Source organism: Ruegeria sp. CDSA241 (genome assembly GCF_059611265.1).
In genome coordinates, this window is sequence record NZ_JBXWPF010000008.1 from 148,192 (window position 1) to 167,914 (window position 19,723).

The following is a 19,723-nucleotide window of genomic DNA, read 5'->3' on the forward strand; positions in this document are numbered from 1 at the left end:
CCTGTATTAACGGAGACGCGCCATGGGTCCTTTCCCTCACAACGCCCCGAAATCAATCATATCGGATGAAAACCCCGCCGGAACCGATGGGTTCGAGTTTGTCGAGTTCGCACATCCCGAGCCGCAAGAGCTGCGCGATCTGTTCGCAAAGATGGGATTCGCGCTGGTAGGTCACCACAAGGACAAGCCTGCGATTGAGTTGTGGCAACAGGGTGATGTGACTTACATCCTGAATGCAGATCCCGACAGCTATTCTGCCCGGTTCGTGGGCGAGCATGGCCCTTGTGCTCCGGCGATGGGATGGCGCGTCGTGGATGCGCAGAAAGCCTATGAGCACGCTGTAGCGAAAGGGGCTGAACCTTATGACGCGGCAGACAAGACACTGAATGTGCCTGCAATCAAGGGGATTGGCGGATCGTTGATCTATTTCATTGATCAATATTACGAAACATCGCCCTATAATCAGGAATTCACATGGACAGAACAGTCCAAGCCCCGGGGGGATGGGTTCTATTATCTCGATCACCTGACCCACAATGTTTACAAGGGCAATATGGACAAGTGGTTCAAGTTCTATGGTGATTTGTTCAACTTCCGTGAAATCCGTTTTTTTGACATTCAGGGCAAATTCACCGGTCTTTTTAGTCGCGCGCTGACGTCTCCATGCGGGCGTATCCGCATTCCGATCAACGAAGATCGCGGTGAAACCGGGCAGATCGTTTCCTACCTGAAGAAATACAAGGGCGAGGGCATCCAGCATATCGCTGTGGGCAGCGAGGATATCTATGCCTCGACCGATGCGATTGCCGAAAAGGGGCTGAAGTTCATGCCCGGCCCGAACGAAGCCTATTATGAGTTGTCCAAAACCCGCGTGGTCGATCATGAAGAGCCGTTGGACCGGATGATGAAGCACGGCATTCTGATTGATGGAGAGGGCGTTCTGGACGGTGGTGAGACCCGGATTCTGCTGCAAATCTTCTCGAAAACGGTCATCGGACCGATTTTCTTCGAGTTCATTCAGCGCAAAGGCGACGATGGGTTTGGCGAGGGTAACTTTAAGGCGCTGTTCGAATCCATTGAGCGAGAGCAGATTGAAAGTGGAGAAATTTCAGCAGCTTGATGCAAGAAGGTAATCCTGCGTGGTCACCCGCGCAGGCCGCCTCTTAACCACGTGGCATCTTGAGAACTACGTTTCGCCCGCGTTTCTGATAGCGCAATTCATTGTCGCTGATAGCAATGACATTGCCGCCGTCAAGCCTGTCCCCGATCTTAAGCTTTTTGTACCTGCCGCTGGGCAGCCGAACCAATGCGCGGCGATTGGATGGGCTGCCGTAAACCCCGATCAGGTTCAGTTTCCGCAGGTTGATTGCATTGTCGATTGTGGCCTGCCGTGCAACCGAAGCCGAGGATGGGATTTTGGGCGCTGTGGTTTTGGGCTGGAACGTTCCGACCTCATTGTTGAGCTGTTCAATTCCAGCTGCCGAACCCAAAGTCGCAGTACCTGCACTGGCCTGCCGGGTCAGTCCGGCCGGTCGGAGTTTGGGGCGCGGCACCCTCATTTCCGCAAGGGGCTCAGTCGATTCCGGGGGCGGCGGAGCACGCAACAGGGATTCCGGGCGCGGTTTCGGGCGAATTCCGGACAATTCCTTCAATGTACGCCCTTGAAGCCGTTGCCGTTCAAAATTTTCGGTCAGGTTCTCGGGCCTTGGTTTTGGTCGCAATGTCGCCAGCCTGTTGTCGACCACTTCCTCAACAGGTGCCTTTTCCAGCCGGACCAAAGCCGATGGAGGGGGAGTTTTAGAAGGTGTTCCCAAATAGACAACCACTCCGTCCGGGTTCAAGACGCCTTCTTTGGTTGGTATTACCAGCCCGCGCTCGTCAAGGCTGAACCTTGCCCCGGCAGCGGTTGAAAGTGGTTCGAAATCAAATGGCAGGTCGGTGTCGTATGTGTGTACTGGCGGCAATGCGATTGCATCACGCGACAGATTCGAGTCGTCTTTGGAGGCCAGATACAGCTCAATTTGCGGATCCTGCGCTGGCGCTATCAAAAGGCCCGGTGACGTGATTTCGATCTCCGGCTGTGTAGGAACTAACTGAGGTTCAGGCTCAAGCTCGATTTCGTCTACCAACGCGGGCGCAACGTTCAGCGCCTCAAGAATGGCCTGGTCGGTTGCAGACAGCTCGGGCTCTGATTCAGAGGTCGGTGCCATTTCTGGCTCTGCGGTCTCAGGCACTGTGACTTCGGCCTGTGCTGCGGGTGTCTCTGCAGGCTCGACAGGTCCAGAACTCGGTTCGGGTTGGGATATTGTTTCGTCCAGCAGGGCCAGTTCTGAATCGGCAGGGGCAGGGCTGTCTTCTCCAAAAAGGCTCCATATGCCACCGGCCACCAACATCAAAGCCACCGCCGCTGCAATTCGCACTGATGGCAGAGAGGCCCAGTTAGGTGCGGCCACTTTTTGGACAGGCCAAAAGCTGGTCGGAGCGGTAGAATCGGCGATCGCGTGAACAACCGGACTATCCTGCGCGGGGTCTGTGGGGATCACTTTGGGCGCGTTTGTGGTCGCAGGCGCGTCCCCAAGCGGGAAAAACGGTTCGGTCGGAAAATCATCTGTTTCATATGCAGCGCTGAACGCGACCGGAACGAATCCGTATCCCAGCACAAACCCCCGAGCTTCCTCCAGTGTATCGCGTGGAACGACGGCGACGCATGTGGTCGCCCCGTCATGTGCCGTGACATATACCAGCTCTGTCAGGTCATAAGGGGTGGCATCGGATACAGCGTTTTGCACAGCCTGTTCGGTGTCTTCGAAGGATGATCCGGCGGTATCGACTTTGATGAATTTGACCTGATCCCTTGGGATGATGACCTTGCAGCTCAGGTCATTTTCAAGCGCAAACCCCTTGTCCCGAAGCGCTTTCAACTGCTCTTCCAAGTTGGAGGCATCCAACGACACCTCACCTATGGCGAACCAGTCGCCATCGGAATTGTGGTGCAAAGAAATTCCGGTTGTAGAAATGGACAGCGCAAAAGCGGGTTTCATAATCCGGAGGAACCATAATTGTCAGTTGCAATGCAAACGATGCCTCGTCCGCAGACCGACATTAAAGCAGGATCTCGCCGAGGGAAAGAAAAAGCCTGCGTCTCCTCTTGCCCCGTGACCCGGTGCAGCCCCATGTTGAAATCAGGATAATTGGAGGGAAGATATTGAAGAAAATCGCTTTTCTGGCCGCTGTGCTGGCCATGACGTCGGTAGGGATGGCAACTGCGGAAGAACGTCGCATCATTGTTGATACGGTAGGCATGGTGCATGCGGCCCCGGATATGGCCACCATTACCCTGGGTGTAACAAACGAAGATGCACAGGCATCAAATGCGATGCAGGCGACTTCGGACGCGGTGACCAAAATTCTGACTCGACTGGATGAGATGGGGATCGAAACCCGTGATGTGCAGACACGTGATCTGTCTTTGTCGCCGGTATGGTCTGGGCGGAACAGTTCTAGCGGAGAGCGGCCAGAGATTTCCGGCTTTGTCGCATCCAACAGCGTCGTGGTGCGTGTTCGCGATCTGTCGCAGCTGGGTACCATCATGGATGCGGTCATTGACGACGGGGCCAACAATTTCGGCGGGCTGAGTTTCGGAATTCAGGACCCTGCACCGCTTGAGGCACAGGCGCGGGCCAAGGCAGTGGGTGAGGCAAGGGCAAAGGCCAACCAACTGGCACAGGCGGCCGAAGTCACGCTGGGCCCGGTTCAGATGATCCGCGAACAGGCCGGAGGGTTCAATCCCATGCCTCAAATGCGTGCAATGAACATGGCGGCTGAGGGCGGCGTTCCGGTTTCCGGGGGCGAGATTTCGGTCTCGGTCAACGTGTCGATGGAATTTCTGATTTCCGACTAGGATGTGTCGCTGGTTCGGGCCATCAGGGATTGCCGCTGCTGGCCCGACTGATCAAAATTTTCTGGTGAAAGCCAGCCCTCGAAAGCCGAGCGGATGCGCGGCCATTCTGTATCGAGGATCGAGTACCAGGCCGTATCGCGGTTGCGCCCTTTGTAATGGGTGGCCTGCCGAAAGACGCCTTCGAAGGTAAAGCCCAGCCTTTGGGCCGCGCTGCAGGAAGGGGCATTCAGCGCGTCGCATTTCCATTCGTACCGGCGATACCCCAGCTCGTCGAACACGCGGCGCATCATCAAGTACATCGCCTCGGTGGATTTCGGACTGCGCTGCAGCAGCGGTGAGAAATGGATGTGCCCAACCTCGACCACACCGGCCGCAGGTTCAATCCGCAGGAACGAGGCCATGCCAATCGGGGTGCCATCACCGTCTAGCACTGTGTGGAACATGGGATCGGCATCCATACAGGACGCGCGGGTCCAGGCGGCGAAATCTTCTTCGCTGTCGAATGGGCCATAGGGCAGATAAGTCCAGTTCCGCCCATCAGTGTCATTGGCAAACGCCCGGTACAGACCGGGCGCATGCCTGTTCACATCAAGGGGCACGACCGAGCAGTATTGACCTTCCATCGGTGTATAAGGCGGCGTCGGGCGCGGAAAATTGCCCGAAACCGGCCGGCCGATGGGCTGGCCTAGATCGTTGGTATCGTGCCCAGCCATTTGTCAGGCCGTTGCCTTGGCCAGCGCCTGATCCAGATCGGCAATCAGATCGTTGGCGTCTTCGATGCCGATGGACACCCGAACAACGCTGGGACCGGCGCCTGCGGCCTCTTGCTGTTCCGGGGTCAGCTGACGGTGGGTGGTCGAGGCCGAATGAATGATCAACGACCGCGCGTCGCCCAGGTTGGCCACATGGCTGAAGATCTCCAGCGCGTTCACCAGTTTGACACAGGCGTCATAGCCGCCCTTGACCGCAAAAGTGAATAGCGCACCGGCCCCTTTGGGGTAATGCGTCTTGACCCGGTCGTGATAGGGCGACGAGGGCAAGCCCGCATAGGTCACATATTCCACGCGGTCATCGGCCTCTAGCCAGGCTGCGATCTTTTGCGCGTTCTCTACATGACGCTCCATTCGCAGAGACAGAGTCTCGATCCCCATCAGCGTGTAATGCGCCGCCTGTGGGTTCATCGTCATGCCCAGATCACGCAGGCCGATTGCGATGCCGTGGAATGTGAAAGCCAGCGGACCGAATGTCTCGTGGAATTTCAGCCCGTGATAGGCCGGTTCCGGCTGGCTGAGCGAGGAAAATTTGTCATTCGCGGACCAGTCGAACTTGCCCGAATCCACGATACAGCCGCCGGTGACAGTGCCGTTGCCGGTCAGGTATTTGGTGGTTGAATGCACAACCAGCGTCGCGCCGTGCTCAATCGGGCGGCACAGATAGGGTGTGGCCGAGGTGTTGTCGACGATCAGCGGAATGCCGGCGCCATCTGTCACATCCGCCAGTGCGCGTATATCGGTGACATAGCCGCCAGGGTTGGCGATGGATTCGCAGAACACCGCTCGTGTATTTTCGTCGATCGCGTCCTTCACAGCGTCCAGATCGTCAGTATCCACAAACTTGGCAGACCAGCCGAACCGTTTGATCGTCTGGCTAAACTGAGTGATCGTGCCGCCATACAGCCGGGTCGAGGCCACCACGTTGCAGCCAGGTCCCATCAGCGGAAACAGTGCCATGATTTGGGCGGCATGACCGGACGAGCAGCAAACTGCTCCAACGCCACCCTCAAGCGTTGCCACGCGTTCCTGCAGAACCGCCACGGTGGGATTGGTCAGGCGGGAATAGATAAAGCCGACTTCCTGCAGGTTGAACAGAGCCGCCGCGTGGTCTGCATCGCGAAACACATATGCCGTTGTTTGATAAATCGGCGTCTGACGGGCACCTGTTGCCGGATCAGGGCGCGCGCCTGCGTGAATTTGAAGCGTGTCGAAACCGTAGGTGGGGCCGTCAGACATGGTGGAAATCTCCTGTTGGACTATGTGTTGCAGAATCTCTAGGCGATTGGACGCGTGCGCACAACATTGCTGTCAGCGCATCCATAGACCTTTGCTTTTGATCTTGTTGCGAATGACCTGCTCGCGCTGAGGCAGGTTTTCGCGATCGAACATCTCGCGTATTTTGTGCCCTTTGCGCTGGAGCACCAGTTTCTTTATTGGGTCATAGCCCTTGAGCACTTTCTTGAACTTGTTGGGCGCAACCACAGTTTCCAGAACCTCGATCACATTGTCGCTTTCGCGTGCATACAGCAGAGGAAACAGACGGTAGTGGCACGTGACCGACCCGTCCAGCAGGCCAGTGGGCAGTGCGTCGCGGCCGCCGCCAAGGGCATGGATAACCAGCGGCAATGCGACCTGATCCAGCCATGGGTCCAGTGTTTGGCCCGCGAGTTCCGGGATATCCTCATCCCGGATGGTGCAGGCATATTCCAGGAACCGTTCGCCGAACTGGCGTGGGCATCTGTAAAAGAAATAACCCGCATTGAAATACAGGTAGCGCCGCCAGTATTCGGCTGGTTGGGCCTTGTCCAAGGAGCTGTCGAAATCCAGTTCGAACCGCTCATACAGGGCGCGCCAGATACCGTCATACCCCGGGCCATACAGGGTCGGGCGCGGCCATGTCCCCTCAACTTTCAGCGAGGCACCGGGGCGGTCAAAATCGAAGGGCACACTATTCAGGTCTCCGGTGACAAGCGTATCGCTGTCGAAAAAGACAAATGGTTCCCCCTTGGGCAAGGACAAGAGCGCCTCGATCTTGTTTCCATAGGGATAGCTTCCACCGAAAGCCCGGTTTTCAAACGGTAGAATTTCGGCCCCAAGCTGGTGTAACGCTTTCAGGACATCCTCATCCTGAATGCTGGGGTCCTGTGACCATCGGGCCCCCGGTTGAGGAACGGCAACGAACAGGCGGCCAGCGAAATCGGGACAGCTGTGTCGTAACGAGGCTGCAAACAGCAGTGCCTCGTATTGCAGCCGGTTGTTTTGGCCGATGACCACGATATTGAATTTATTGTTGGCGGTCTGCATCGGGCGTCTCTCGGGTTCGTGGCGTTGGGCCAGCACTGCTCGAATTTTGGTTGGGCGTACACTAGGTAGAGACGTGGCACAAAACCAGATGTGATCATAGATCATAGATCATGCATCTGAAATTTGAATTCAGGACTTGCGCAACCATCTAGAGACCAGACCAAACAGGAGAAGCCGCATGAGAGTTAACGCAGATTTCACAAAACGTGTTGCTGTGCATTTCGACCGGAATGACTGGATTGCGTCACCTGCCGCAGGGGTCGAGCGCAAGATGTTGGACCGGATCGGGGAAGAGGTCGCCCGCGCCACCACGATTGTCCGCTTTGCCCCAGGAAGCGCCTTTGCCGCCCATACGCATGATGGAGGAGAGGAGTATTTGGTGCTGGACGGTGTGTTTCAGGACGAGACCGGTGATTTTCCTGCAGGTAGTTATGTGCGCAATCCTCCGACATCTTCCCATACGCCTTCGGCAAAAGAAGGCGCGACGATACTAGTCAAACTGCACCAGTTTGACCCTGAGGACAGGACCGAAATTCGTCGGTCGATTACTGGGGATTCGAATCTTCAGCTTTTCAAGGACTCACGCGAAGATGTTCGCGTATTGAATTTGTCACCTGGCGAAAAGCTGGATCTGGATGCAGTCGATGGGTTGGAGTTGTTTGTCATCGCAGGTTCGGTGCAGGAATCCGACGAAGAATTTTCGGTCTGGGACTGGTTGAGATTACCGCCAGGTGCGCGTTCCACTGCTTTGGCAGGAGCAGAGGGCGCGCGAATTTGGATCAAATCCGGGCACCTGTCACAGATGATCTGAGCGGTTCCGGCCCAAAAAACCAGCAATGTACAGTAAAAAACCGGGTGTTTCGGCCTGGTTATTCATTTTTTGACCATTTGGCAAAATTTACCATTTGATAAAAAATCAGATTGTGCCAAGCTGAGGCCATAACAACATATCTACAGGGAGTAGAGCGATGGCACAGGGCCAGATGGTCCCCGGCATAGTCTCCGGGAGGCTTTCCAGCGATGAGCTGACCTCGAATTTCACGGATCTGCATCCACCACTTGCCCCGCATGAGGCCGCAGTGGCCGCGGATCGGTGCTATTTCTGCTATGACGCGCCGTGTGTGACGGCCTGTCCGACAGACATTGATATTCCATTGTTCATGCGCCAGATTCAGGCCGGTCAGCCTGAAGCTGCGGGTGAAACCATCCTTGGCCAGAATATCTTGGGTGGCATGTGCGCCCGTGTTTGTCCGACCGAAACGCTGTGCGAGGAAGTCTGCGTACGCGAAACCGCCGAAGGATCGCCAGTCGAGATCGGGCGTTTGCAGCGGTTTGCTACTGACAGCGTTATGGCATCGGGCGACCATCCGTTCCAGCGCGCCGCATTCACCGGCAAAACGGTGGCCGTGATCGGGGCAGGGCCCGCAGGGCTAGCCTGTGCGCATCGGCTGGCGATGCTGGGGCATGATGTGGTCATTCACGAAAGCCGCCCAAAACCCGGCGGTCTGAATGAATATGGAATTGCCGCCTATAAATCGACCAATGATTTCGCTCAGGCTGAGATCGATTGGTTGCTGAGGATCGGCGGCATCACCATCGAGACCGGATCGGTGCTGGGCGAGGGCCTGTCGCTGGATGGCCTTGTTGACAACTATGATGCGGTTTTCCTGTCCATCGGTCTGACAGGTGTGAATGCATTGCGAGCGGGCGGCGAGGATCTGACCGGCGTGCGCGACGCGGTCGACTTTATCTCGGATGTGCGTCAGGCGGCCGATCTGGCTGAGCTGCCCGTTGGGCGGAATGTCGTCGTCATCGGAGGCGGCATGACCGCGGTTGACGCAGCTGTAAAGTCGAAATTGCTGGGCGCGGAAAACGTCACCATCGCCTACCGGCGCGGACGCGAGGCGATGGGTGCCAGCCGCTATGAGCAGGATCTGGCCGCATCGCACGGCGTCAGGATCATGACCAATGTTCAGCCCATAGCCGTACACGGCAACGGGGCAGCCGCCGAGATCGAATTGGAGTATACTGCCAGCCATGACGGTCAGTTGAAGGGCACCGGCGAGAAAACCTGCCTGCCTGCCGATCAGGTGCTGAAGGCGATAGGTCAGACGCTGGAAGGAGCGCCCGAAGGGCTGACGTTGGACGGGAACAAGATCGCCGTCACGGGCGCCGGGCGCACGTCGGTACAAGCGGTCTGGGCCGGAGGCGACTGCGCCGCAGGCGGGGATGACCTGACCGTGACCGCAGTGGCCGAGGGGCGCGATGCCGCGATGGATATCCACGCAAGTCTGATTGCGTGAAACTCAATGATCAAGATGCCTGCAAGCATCAGGGAGGCCGGATAAATGGCTGATTTGAAATCGAACTTTCTGGGAATTGAAAGCCCCAACCCATATTGGTTGGCATCTGCGCCGCCGACGGACAAGGAATATAACGTCCGCCGCGCCTTTGAGGCCGGATGGGGCGGTGTGGTGTGGAAAACACTCGGGTCCGAAGGTCCACCGGTCGTCAATGTTAATGGCCCCCGCTATGGGGCGATCTACGGCGCAGACCGTCGGTTGTTGGGTCTGAACAACATCGAGCTGATTACAGACCGCCCATTAGAGGTAAACCTTGAAGAAATGGCGCGGGTTAAGGCTGATTATCCAGATCGCGCCCTGATCGCCTCGATCATGGTGCCGTGCGAGGAAGAGGCCTGGAAGGCTATCCTGCCGCGTGTTGCCGAAACCGGTGCCGACGGGATCGAACTGAACTTTGGCTGTCCACACGGGATGAGCGAGCGCGGTATGGGGGCGGCCGTAGGGCAGGTGCCTGAATATATCGAGATGGTGACGCGCTGGTGCAAGAAATACTATGACCGACCGGTCATCGTGAAACTGACGCCGAATATCACTGATATCCGCAAGCCTGCCGAAGCCGCAAAGAATGGTGGTGCGGATGCGGTATCGCTGATCAACACGATTAATTCGATTACCAGTGTCAATCTGGATAGCTTCAGCCCCGAGCCCTCGATTGACGGTAAAGGCAGCCACGGCGGCTATTGTGGCCCTGCGGTGAAACCGATTGCCCTGTCGATGGTGTCCGAGATTTCGCGGGGGCAGGCCACGCATGGACTGCCGATCTCGGGTATTGGCGGTGTGACCACCTGGCGCGATGCGGCAGAGTTTATGGCCCTGGGCTGTGGCAACGTTCAGGTTTGCACGGCGGCGATGACCTATGGGTTCAAGATCATTGACGAACTGACGGCGGGCCTGTCGAAATGGATGGATGAAAAAGGGTATCAGGACGTCTCGGAAATTGTCGGTCTTGCGGTTCCAAACGTGACCGACTGGCAATATCTGAACCTGAATTATGTCGCCAAGGCCAAGATTGATCAGGATCAGTGCATCAAGTGTGGCCGTTGCTATGCCGCCTGCGAAGACACCAGCCACCAGGCCATTTCAATGTCCGAAGAGCGCGTGTTCGAGGTTATGGATGACGAATGTGTGGCCTGTAACCTGTGCGTGGATGTGTGCCCGGTTGAAGGATGTATTTCGATGGTGCCGATGGCCGCTGGCGAAATCGACCCGCGCACGGGACAAGAAGTGCAGCCCGAATATGGCAACTGGACAACCCATCCCAACAATCCAATGGCGAAAGCCGCCGAGTAGTCCAAGAAAACTCGTCGAATTTTCTTAGAGCAGGATGTCGATGAGGGGGCGTTGTGGCAGTTTGCGAACTATTGGGTGGCGGTGCGGATCAGATGATATCCGCGCCTCCTCACTTAGTCTTGGAACGCCTTATGTCCCACTTCTCGCTCTACCCACCCAACGAAAGCCTTACCACGGCAACTGTGTGTGGACAGGGAAGAAAAGAGTAGCGTCATCCTAGGCTCATGGTGAGCGGGTTCCGGCTAACGAAAACCTAAGGCGCCAGCAATTTGCGGTAGAGCGTGTCGATGAACGGTTCAGCACCTTCATACGGGTCTTCGTCGCCAAGAATGGCCCGAACCTGGACATCGAAATCCGCATAATGCTGTGTCAAAGCCCAGATGGAGAAAATTAGGTGGTAGGGATGGAGGCGCGCGATTTTACCCTGTTCCATCCAGGCCGTAAGGATTGCGGTCTTCTCATCCATCAAAGTTTTGAGATCATTGGACAATGCATCGTGTATGCGTGGCGCACCCTGGACCAGTTCATTGGCAAACAGACGGCTTTCGCGCGGAAGTTCCCGGCTCATTTGCAGTTTGCGATGGATATAAGCGCGTATCTCTTCCAATGGGTCCCCGTCGGCGTCGAGATCATGGAGGGGGGCCAGCCAAATCTCGAGAAGGCCAGATAGAAGGGCCGTGTGAATCGCTTCTTTTGAGGGGAAATAATACAGAAGATTCGGCTTGCTCAACCCGGCCTCGGCAGCAATCTGGTCGACGGTGGCACCGCGGAAACCGTAGGCAGAAAACACGTTCAAAGCGGCTTCTAGAATTGCAGCGCGGTTTTTTTTCTGAATTCGTGTTGGTGCGCGGTCTTTGGACATGTCTTTGCCTGTCTGATTTTTGGGCTCGCAAGTGCGGAATATGCCAAAAATTCCCACCGAGCTCTGCTATTTCTTGACTGATGTCGAACCCGTGATAGCGTGAGTTTGACCAGATGGTCAAATCAAGACACCAAAAGCGAGCAAATCGCAAGCAACAGGGAAGACTAGGATGGCAGCTCCGGCGCAGAACCTCAGGATCAATGGCGACAGGTTGTGGGACAGCCTGATGGAGATGGCCAAGATTGGCCCGGGTGTTGCGGGGGGCAATAATCGTCAGACCTTGACGGATGAAGATGCGGCAGGCCGCGCGCTGTTTCAGAAATGGTGCGAAGAGGCCGGGTGCACCATGGGGCTGGACCAAATGGGCAATATGTTTGCGCATCGAGAGGGCACGAACCCCGAGGCATTGCCGGTCTATGTGGGTTCACATCTGGATACGCAGCCGACAGGCGGCAAATATGACGGTGTTCTGGGTGTATTGGGCGGGTTGGAAATCATCCGCACGCTCAATGATTTGGGAATCAAGACCAAACATCCAATCGTTGCGACCAACTGGACGAATGAAGAAGGCACGCGCTATGCACCTGCGATGCTGTCCTCGGGGGTTTTTGCCGGGATGCATACGCAGGATTGGGCTTATGACCGTGAGGATGCCGATGGTAAGAAGTTCGGAGATGAGCTGAGCCGCATTGGCTGGCGCGGTGACGAAGAGGTTGGCGCCCGAAAGATGCACGCCTTTTTTGAGCTGCATATCGAACAGGGCCCCATTCTTGAGGCCGAGGGGAAGGATATCGGCGTTGTCACCCATGGTCAGGGTCTCAGCTGGACCCAGATTACCGTTACCGGAAAGGACGCCCATACCGGGTCTACGCCGATGCCGATGCGCAAGAATGCCGGATTGGCGATGGCGCGTATCCTTGAAAAGGTTGACGAGATTGCTTGGTCCCATGCGCCCCACGCGGTGGGTGCGGCGGGGCATATTGATGTGTTTCCGAATTCGCGTAACGTGATCCCGGGGAAAGTTGTGTTTACTGTCGATCTCCGTTCGCCCGATCTGGACGTGATCACCGATATGGAAAATCGTCTGCGCGTAGCGGCCGAAGATATCGTGGATGAGATGGGCCTACAGATCGAATTCGAGAAGGTCGGCGGATTTGATCCGGTGCAATTTGATGAAGGCTGCGTGGCAGCCGTGCGCGATGCGGCTGAACGGTTGGGTTATTCTCATACAGATATCATTTCGGGCGCCGGTCATGATGCCTGCTGGATCAACCGGGTTGCACCAACAGCGATGGTGATGTGCCCTTGTGTGGATGGGCTAAGCCATAACGAAGCCGAAGAAATCAGCAAGGTTTGGGCTGCCGCCGGGGCGGATGTTCTGTTTCATGCGGTCGTAGAGACGGCTGGAATTGTGGAATAGGGGGCTCTGCCCCCGTCGCCCGTTGGGCGACTCCCCCGAGGTATTTGTAGCCAGATGAAGCAAGCGGCGCAGACCGCATCAGGGAGATTGATATGAGCACTGTTATCAAGAACGGGACCGTCGTAACCGCGGATTTGTCTTACCAGGCGGATGTGAGGGTCGAGCATGGGGTGATCACCGAGATTGGGCCGGACCTAAAAGGTGATACGGAACTGGATGCGACAGGCTGCTATGTGATGCCTGGCGGGATCGACCCGCATACGCATTTGGAAATGCCGTTCATGGGCACCTATTCCAGCGATGATTTCGAGAGCGGAACCCGGGCGGCATTGGCTGGAGGAACCACGATGGTGGTTGATTTCGCTCTGCCCAACCCAGGTGAAAGCCTGTTGGATGCGCTCAAGCGCTGGGATAACAAGTCGACACGTGCAAATTGCGACTATTCTTTCCACATGGCGGTGACCTGGTGGGGCGAGCAGGTGTTTGATGACCTCAAGACGGTGATCGAGACACGCGGCATCAACACGTTCAAGCATTTCATGGCCTATAAGGGCGCGTTGATGGTCAATGACGATGAAATGTATGCTTCGTTCAAGCGTCTTGCCGAGCTGGGTGGAACGGCCATGGTGCATGCCGAGAATGGCGATGTTGTTGCCGAACTCAGCGCAAAGCTGTTGGCCGAAGGCAATACAGGCCCCGAGGCACATGCCTATTCCCGTCCGCCGCAGGTCGAGGGCGAAGCGACCAACCGCGCAATCATGATCGCGGATATGGCCGGAGTGCCGCTGTATGTGGTGCACACATCGTGCGAAGAGGCGCATGAGGCCATTCGGCGTGCAAAGATGCAGGGCAAGCGGGTGTGGGGGGAACCTTTGATCCAGCATCTGACTTTGGATGAGAGCGAGTATTTCAACCAGGATTGGGACCACGCGGCGCGGCGGGTCATGAGCCCTCCGTTCCGAAACAAGCAGCATCAGGATAGCCTGTGGAACGGATTACAATCTGGTTCGTTGAGTGTCGTGGCCACCGACCATTGCGCCTTTACGACGGATCAGAAACGCTTTGGCGTGGGGGATTTCACCAAGATCCCGAACGGTACCGGAGGGTTGGAAGACCGGATGCCGATGCTGTGGACTCATGGGGTGAACACTGGTCGGCTGACGCCAAATGAATTTGTGGCAGTCACTTCAACAAACATCGCTAAGATATTGAATTGTTACCCAAGAAAAGGCGCAATTCTTGTAGGTGCCGATGCCGATTTGGTGGTGTGGGATCCTGAGAAAGGCAAGACGATCAGCGCGAAATCGCAGCAATCTTCGATCGACTACAACGTGTTTGAGGGCAAAGAGGTCAAAGGCTTGCCGCGCTTTACTCTGACCCGTGGGCAGGTTGCAGTGCATGACGGAGAGATCAGGACTCAGGAAGGCCATGGCCAATTTGTTGAACGCGAGGCCAATACAACCGTCAACAAGGCGCTGAGTACTTGGAAAGAGCTGACAGCGCCGCGACCGGTGGTACGCACGGGTATTCCAGCAACCGGTGTATGACAGAATATGTGGCAGATATCACGTCTTATTACGGTTTAAGTTCAAGGGGATGGAATGAATATTGAAACCGCTGCACCGCCTGTAATCGAGGCGCGGCAACTGGATCTGACCTTTCAGACCAATGACGGGCCGGTCCACGCTCTGAAGGATGTGAACCTGACCATCGAAAAGGGAGAATTCGTCAGCTTCATCGGACCCTCCGGCTGTGGTAAGACCACCTTTTTGCGGTGCATCGCTGCGTTGGAAACTCCGACCGGCGGGACATTGACCGTCAACGGTATGACCCCGGATGAGGCGCGGCGGAATCGGGCCTATGGCTATGTATTTCAGGCCGCGGGTCTGTACCCTTGGCGCACCATTTCCAAGAACATCAAGCTCCCGCTTGAAATCATGGGGTTTACAGCTGCCGAGCAGGAAGAACGCGTAAACAAGGTTTTGGAACTTGTTGATCTTGAAGGGTTTGGTGGAAAGTTTCCCTGGCAGTTATCGGGTGGAATGCAGCAACGGGCCAGCATTGCACGGGCGCTGGCCTTTGATGCGGATATCCTGCTTATGGACGAACCTTTTGGCGCGTTGGATGAGATTGTCCGCGATCACCTGAACGAGCAGCTTCTGGCACTTTGGGCGCGGACTGAAAAGACCATTGGGTTTGTCACCCATTCCATCCCTGAGGCCGTCTATCTGAGCACCAAGATCGTTGTGATGAGCCCTCGGCCCGGACGGATCACTGACGTGATCGACAGTCCGTTGCCGAAAGAGCGGCCGCTCGATATTCGCGACACGCCGGAATTCATCGAAGTTGCCCATAGGGTGCGAGAAGGGTTGCGCGCGGGGCATTCGGATGAATAGTAGCGGGTTCAAGGCATTTTGGGCTGTATTGACGGTACTGGCCGTCATAGTAGCCTTTTGGTACGCCGCTTGTATTCCGATGAATATCAAAGGCGTTCTGACCGAACAGGAACGGGCCGGCGCCACTGTTCAGCCACCCTCGGCAAAAGATCGTCGCGATCTGTCCGAATTCAGCCTGGTTCTGGACAATAGCTTTGCCATTCCAGCCACGTGGGAACAGGATCGTCCGCGGTTGCCCGCTCCGCATCAGGTGGCCGTTGAGATATGGAAGACAACGGTTGAGAAGAAAATCACCTCAAAGCGCTCGCTGGTTTATCACGGCTGGGTGACGCTGAGTGCGACGATACTGGGTTTTGCCATTGGCACCGGTCTGGGAATTCTGCTGGCTGTTGGGATCGTACATAGCCGGGTCATGGACCTGTCGGTCATGCCCTGGGCGATAGTCAGCCAAACCATCCCGATCATCGCTCTGGCCCCGATGATCATTGTGGTCCTATATTCCGTTGGCGTGCAGGGGATTATCCCCAAGGCGGTCATATCGGCCTATCTCAGCTTTTTTCCTGTCGTGGTGGGCATGGTCAAAGGTTTGCGCAGCCCGGATGCGATGCAACTGGATTTGCTGCGTACCTATAGCGCGAGCCACGCGCAGGGGTTCTGGAAACTGCGTTTGCCGGCCTCGATGCCGTATCTGTTCACATCGCTGAAGATAGGCATTGCGGCTTCATTGGTAGGGGCCATCGTGGGGGAATTGCCCACCGGGGCAGTTGCGGGACTGGGCGCGCGCCTGCTGGCAGGCAGCTATTATGGTCAGACCGTGCAAATCTGGTCGGCCCTGTTTGCGGCGGCGATTCTGGCGGCCTGTCTTGTGGGGCTTCTGGGGCTGATTGAAAAGTCGGTCCTGAAACGGATGGGGATTGCGCAATGATACCAATTCTGGGCGCACTCGGTGTGTGGCTGTTGGGATGGTGGTTGAACAGCCGCTTGGCCAGCGGGCCTTATGCTGATACGCGGATGGTCCGGTTTCTGGCTCCGCTGATCTTTGGTCTGACTATCATCGTCATCTGGGAGCTTTTAGTGCGCGGCCTTGAGGTGTCTTTGGTCATTCTGCCCGCTCCATCGGTTATCTGGATTCGGTTCTGGGACAGTTTGCCAACGCTTTGGATGGATTTCGTGCAAACCATCATCAAGGGCGCGCTGAGCGGTTACATCATCGGCTGTGGAGCCGCCTTCCTGATGGCGATTGCAGTGGACCGGTGGGATTTTCTGCGCCTTGGGCTTTTGCCCGTGGGCAACTTCGTGGCCGCTCTTCCGATTGTTGGCACCGCGCCGATTCTGGTCATGTGGTTCGGGTTCGACTGGCACTCCAAAGCGGCGGTGGTTGTCGTGATGGTCTTTTTCCCAATGCTGGTGAACACCGTCGCCGGGCTGCGCGAGGCGACAGCAATGCAGCGCGACTTGATGGAGACTTATGCCGCCACGTATTGGCAGAGCTTTCTGAAGCTGCGCTTGCCTGCCGCGATGCCATTTGTTTTCAATGGTCTCAAGATATCCACCACCCTTGCATTGATCGGCGCTATCGTGGCCGAGTTCTTTGGCTCACCGACGCTTGGCATGGGGTTTCGGATATCAACCAGCGTGGGGCAGCTCTCACTGGATATGGTCTGGGCCGAGATCGTAGTGGCGGCTTTGGCCGGGACATCATTTTATGGTCTGGTGGCCATGATCGAAAAGGCGGTGACCTTCTGGCACCCGTCGCAACGCGGATAAGAATTCAACAGACCCCAAAAATGAAAAATGGGGCGCCAACTGAAACTAGGAGATGTGAAGATGAAAAAGATACTCAGCGGGGCGGTTGCCGCCTTTAGCCTGGCCGCCAGTGCAGCCTGGTCGGCGGATGAGGTGACATTGCAGTTGAAATGGGTCACGCAAGCTCAGTTCGCAGGTTATTACGTGGCCAAAGACAAAGGGTTCTACGAAGAAGAAGGTCTTGATGTCACAATTCTGCCAGGCGGCCCGGACATAGCGCCGACACAGGTCATTGCCGGTGGGGGCGCTGACGTGACGGTCGAGTGGATGCCAGCTGCGTTGGCCGCGCGCGAAAAGGGCCTGCCGCTGGTGAATATTGCCCAGCCTTTCAAAAGCTCGGGTATGATGCTGACCTGCTGGAAAGATGCCGGTATTTCCGCACCAGAAGACCTTAAGAACCGGACACTGGGCGTCTGGTTCTTTGGCAACGAATTCCCCTTCATGAGCTGGATGAGCCAGCTGGGCATTGATACCGGTGGCAAGAGCGAAAATGGCGTCGAGGTTCTGAAGCAGGGCTTTAATGTCGACCCGCTGCTGCAGCGTCAGGCTGATTGCATCAGCACCATGACCTATAACGAATACTGGCAGGTCATAGATTCCGGCGTCAGCCCCGACGAACTGGTCACATTCAAATACGAAGATCAGGGCGTCGCCACGCTGGAAGACGGCCTGTACGTTCTTGAAGAGAACCTGAGCGACGCGGCATTTGTCGACAAGATGGAACGTTTCGTGCGGGCGTCGATGAAGGGGTGGAAATATGCCGAAGAGAACCCAGATGAAGCGGCCAATATCGTGCTTGAAAATGACGAGACTGGCGCCCAAACCGAAGCGCATCAGAAACGTATGATGGGTGAGATTGCCAAGCTGACTGCGGGCTCAAACGGATCGCTTGATCCGGCGGATTTTGAGCGCACTGTAGGGACGCTGCTTGCCGGTGGTTCTGATCCCGTTATCACAAAACAACCCGAAGGTGCCTGGACGCATCAGATTTCGGATGCAGCACTGAACTGAGTCAGGTTCACGATGGAATATGGCGCGGTCCCAAATGGGGCCGCGTTTTTTGTTGGAAGCGTCGAAAATGTGACTGAACTTGTATGGCGTTTGTCATAGTAATTACCTGTAAATTATAGCAAACTGTTCAACATGGGAGATATCAGGTAGATAATGCAGGATTTTACAACAGAATTCAGGTCGGCGCTTGCTTTAATCCTTCATTGGGATGCGGAGCTGTGGGCGATTGTTCTGTTGTCCCTGAAAGTCTCTGTTTTTGCCGTTCTGATTTCTGCCGTTATCGGGATGCCCATGGGCGCGGCTTTGGCCGTTGCGCGTTTTCCAGGGCGGCGGATTCTGATCGTCTTGATGAATGCCTTGATGGGCTTGCCCCCGGTTGTGGTAGGTTTGCTGGTCTATCTGATGCTGTCGCGTTCCGGCCCGTTGGGGGTCCTTGAATTGCTCTACACACCGACGGCGATGATTATTGCTCAGGTCGTTCTGGTGACCCCGATCGTTGCCGCACTGACACGTCAAGTGGTCGAAATGCTGGCCGAGGAATATTCCGAGCAACTCCGCTCACTCGGCCTGTCGCGGATGGCATCGATTCCGGTGCTATTGTGGGATGCGCGGCTGTCTCTTGTTACGGCATTGCTGGCGGGGTTTGGCCGTGCGATTGCCGAAGTTGGAGCGGTTATTATCGTTGGCGGTAATATCAATCACGTCACGCGGGTGATGACGACGACAATCGCCCTTGAAACGTCCAAGGGTAATTTGGCCTTGGCGCTTGCGCTTGGGGCGATCCTGATTGCCATAGCCATCGCAGTAAACGCCATGGTCAGCACGCTTAGCCTGCGGGCCGAGAAGGAAGGGTTGCGCCATGCGTGATCTGGTGCCCGAGATGGTGAAATGTCTTTCTGTTCACAGTTTACAGATTTCCCGCAAGGGAAAGACACTGCTTCAAGTGCCAGAGTTATCCCTGATGGGGCTGGGACCAACTTTGATCCTTGGGCCGAACGGAGCGGGCAAGAGCCTGCTTTTGCGCTGTTTGCACGGGCTTATCGTCCCGGATAGCGGCAGGGTTCAGCAGGACGGGATTGCCCTGAATGCGTATCACAAATCACGACAGGCGATGGTGTTTCAAAGACCGGTTCTGTTGCGCCGGTCCGTGTCAGCCAATCTTGATTTTGTGCTAAAGCGTCAGGGCATGTCCCGTGCAATTCGCAAATCCCGGATCGACGAATTGCTGGCCGAAGGTGGGCTAGAGGGTAAGGCGCGCCAGTCCGCCAGATCGCTGTCCGGGGGCGAGGCGCAACGGCTGGCCATCCTGCGCGCGCTGGCGCTGGACCCGGAGACTTTGTTCCTGGACGAACCAACCAGTTCGCTTGATCCTGGTGCTACGCAGATGATCGAACGGATGATCTTGCGCGCTTCGAACCGTGGGGTACGCATTGTCATGGTATCCCACGATATCGGTCAGGCACGCCGTCTGGCAGCGGATATCGTCATGATGCAGGCCGGGCACGTGGTCGAACACGGTGCTGCCAAACAAGTTCTGGATGCCCCGACAAGTGACGCCGCGCGCCGGTTTGTTGCCGGTGGTCTGGTAACCTAATCT

General features: G+C 56.3%; 18 protein-coding genes. 13 read left to right on the top strand and 5 right to left on the bottom strand.

Annotation, left to right across the window (positions count from 1 at the left end):
• Positions 1–22: 22 nt before the first annotated feature.
• A complete protein-coding gene (gene hppD / locus AC2FJV_RS09570; protein ID WP_281994757.1) occupies positions 23–1,120 on the top strand; it encodes a 4-hydroxyphenylpyruvate dioxygenase in 1,098 nt (365 codons plus the stop codon).
• A gap of 43 nt (positions 1,121–1,163) precedes the next feature.
• Here hppD and AC2FJV_RS09575 read toward each other — a convergent pair whose 3' ends face one another.
• Entirely contained in the window at positions 1,164–3,041 is a 1,878-nt protein-coding gene (locus AC2FJV_RS09575; protein ID WP_496687617.1) for a hypothetical protein, read from the bottom strand.
• Positions 3,042–3,205: 164 nt separating this feature from the next.
• Between AC2FJV_RS09575 and AC2FJV_RS09580 the strand changes: the two genes are divergently transcribed.
• Positions 3,206–3,901 (top strand): SIMPL domain-containing protein, encoded by a 696-nt coding sequence (locus tag AC2FJV_RS09580; protein WP_496713524.1) that lies wholly within the window; start codon positions 3,206–3,208, stop codon positions 3,899–3,901.
• Here AC2FJV_RS09580 and AC2FJV_RS09585 read toward each other — a convergent pair.
• The 3 genes from AC2FJV_RS09585 to AC2FJV_RS09595 form a co-directional block, all read right to left on the bottom strand.
• The gene (locus AC2FJV_RS09585) at positions 3,898–4,614 is read right to left on the bottom strand and encodes a GNAT family N-acetyltransferase (RefSeq protein ID WP_142634400.1); all 717 of its coding nucleotides are present in this window, start codon (positions 4,612–4,614) and stop codon (positions 3,898–3,900) included. The genes AC2FJV_RS09580 and AC2FJV_RS09585 overlap by 4 nt on opposite strands.
• A 3-nt stretch (positions 4,615–4,617) precedes the next feature.
• Positions 4,618–5,910, bottom strand: a complete 1,293-nt coding sequence (locus tag AC2FJV_RS09590; RefSeq protein ID WP_142634398.1) for an O-acetylhomoserine aminocarboxypropyltransferase/cysteine synthase family protein — start codon at positions 5,908–5,910, stop codon at positions 4,618–4,620.
• A gap of 72 nt (positions 5,911–5,982) precedes the next feature.
• Positions 5,983–6,978, bottom strand: coding sequence for a GT-B fold glycosyltransferase domain-containing protein (locus tag AC2FJV_RS09595; protein ID WP_496713526.1), 996 nt, complete (start codon positions 6,976–6,978; stop codon positions 5,983–5,985).
• Positions 6,979–7,156: 178 nt separating this feature from the next.
• On the opposite strand from AC2FJV_RS09595, the gene AC2FJV_RS09600 reads away from it, so the two are divergent.
• The 3 genes from AC2FJV_RS09600 (at position 7,157) to preA (ending at position 10,631) form a co-directional block, all read left to right on the top strand.
• Positions 7,157–7,789, top strand: coding sequence for a cupin domain-containing protein (locus AC2FJV_RS09600; protein WP_142634394.1), 633 nt, complete (start codon positions 7,157–7,159; stop codon positions 7,787–7,789).
• 157 nt (positions 7,790–7,946) lie between these two features.
• On the top strand, positions 7,947–9,281 hold the full coding sequence (locus AC2FJV_RS09605; protein WP_496693280.1) for an NAD(P)-dependent oxidoreductase: 1,335 nt from the start codon (positions 7,947–7,949) through the stop codon (positions 9,279–9,281).
• Positions 9,282–9,326: 45 nt separating this feature from the next.
• Entirely contained in the window at positions 9,327–10,631 is a 1,305-nt protein-coding gene (preA, locus tag AC2FJV_RS09610) for an NAD-dependent dihydropyrimidine dehydrogenase subunit PreA (RefSeq protein WP_496713528.1), read from the top strand.
• Between the two features lie 253 nt (positions 10,632–10,884).
• Here the strand turns inward: preA and AC2FJV_RS09615 are convergent, their stop codons facing one another.
• Complete coding sequence (locus AC2FJV_RS09615) at positions 10,885–11,493, bottom strand: TetR family transcriptional regulator C-terminal domain-containing protein (protein WP_142634388.1); 609 nt, start codon at positions 11,491–11,493, stop codon at positions 10,885–10,887.
• A 169-nt stretch (positions 11,494–11,662) separates the two neighbouring features.
• On the opposite strand from AC2FJV_RS09615, the gene AC2FJV_RS09620 reads away from it, so the two are divergent.
• From AC2FJV_RS09620 to AC2FJV_RS09655, 8 genes are all read left to right on the top strand, one after another.
• Positions 11,663–12,913 (top strand): Zn-dependent hydrolase, encoded by a 1,251-nt coding sequence (locus tag AC2FJV_RS09620; protein ID WP_496713530.1) that lies wholly within the window; start codon positions 11,663–11,665, stop codon positions 12,911–12,913.
• A gap of 92 nt (positions 12,914–13,005) precedes the next feature.
• Complete coding sequence (gene hydA, locus AC2FJV_RS09625) at positions 13,006–14,460, top strand: dihydropyrimidinase (protein ID WP_496687636.1); 1,455 nt, start codon at positions 13,006–13,008, stop codon at positions 14,458–14,460.
• Between the two features lie 54 nt (positions 14,461–14,514).
• Entirely contained in the window at positions 14,515–15,309 is a 795-nt protein-coding gene (locus AC2FJV_RS09630; RefSeq protein WP_281972254.1) for an ABC transporter ATP-binding protein, read from the top strand.
• On the top strand, positions 15,302–16,234 hold the full coding sequence (locus AC2FJV_RS09635; protein WP_496687638.1) for an ABC transporter permease: 933 nt from the start codon (positions 15,302–15,304) through the stop codon (positions 16,232–16,234). The genes AC2FJV_RS09630 and AC2FJV_RS09635 overlap by 8 nt, the downstream gene beginning before the upstream one ends.
• A complete protein-coding gene (locus AC2FJV_RS09640; protein ID WP_496687640.1) occupies positions 16,231–17,076 on the top strand; it encodes an ABC transporter permease in 846 nt (281 codons plus the stop codon). Before AC2FJV_RS09635 ends, AC2FJV_RS09640 begins: the two co-directional genes overlap by 4 nt.
• Positions 17,077–17,136: 60 nt before the next feature.
• The gene (locus tag AC2FJV_RS09645) at positions 17,137–18,126 is read left to right on the top strand and encodes an ABC transporter substrate-binding protein (protein WP_496713532.1); all 990 of its coding nucleotides are present in this window, start codon (positions 17,137–17,139) and stop codon (positions 18,124–18,126) included.
• Between the two features lie 153 nt (positions 18,127–18,279).
• Positions 18,280–18,993: an ABC transporter permease gene (locus AC2FJV_RS09650; RefSeq protein WP_496713534.1), complete on the top strand. Its 714-nt coding sequence runs from the start codon at positions 18,280–18,282 to the stop codon at positions 18,991–18,993.
• Positions 18,986–19,720, top strand: coding sequence for an ATP-binding cassette domain-containing protein (locus tag AC2FJV_RS09655; RefSeq protein WP_142634372.1), 735 nt, complete (start codon positions 18,986–18,988; stop codon positions 19,718–19,720). Before AC2FJV_RS09650 ends, AC2FJV_RS09655 begins: the two co-directional genes overlap by 8 nt.
• Positions 19,721–19,723: the final 3 nt, after the last annotated feature.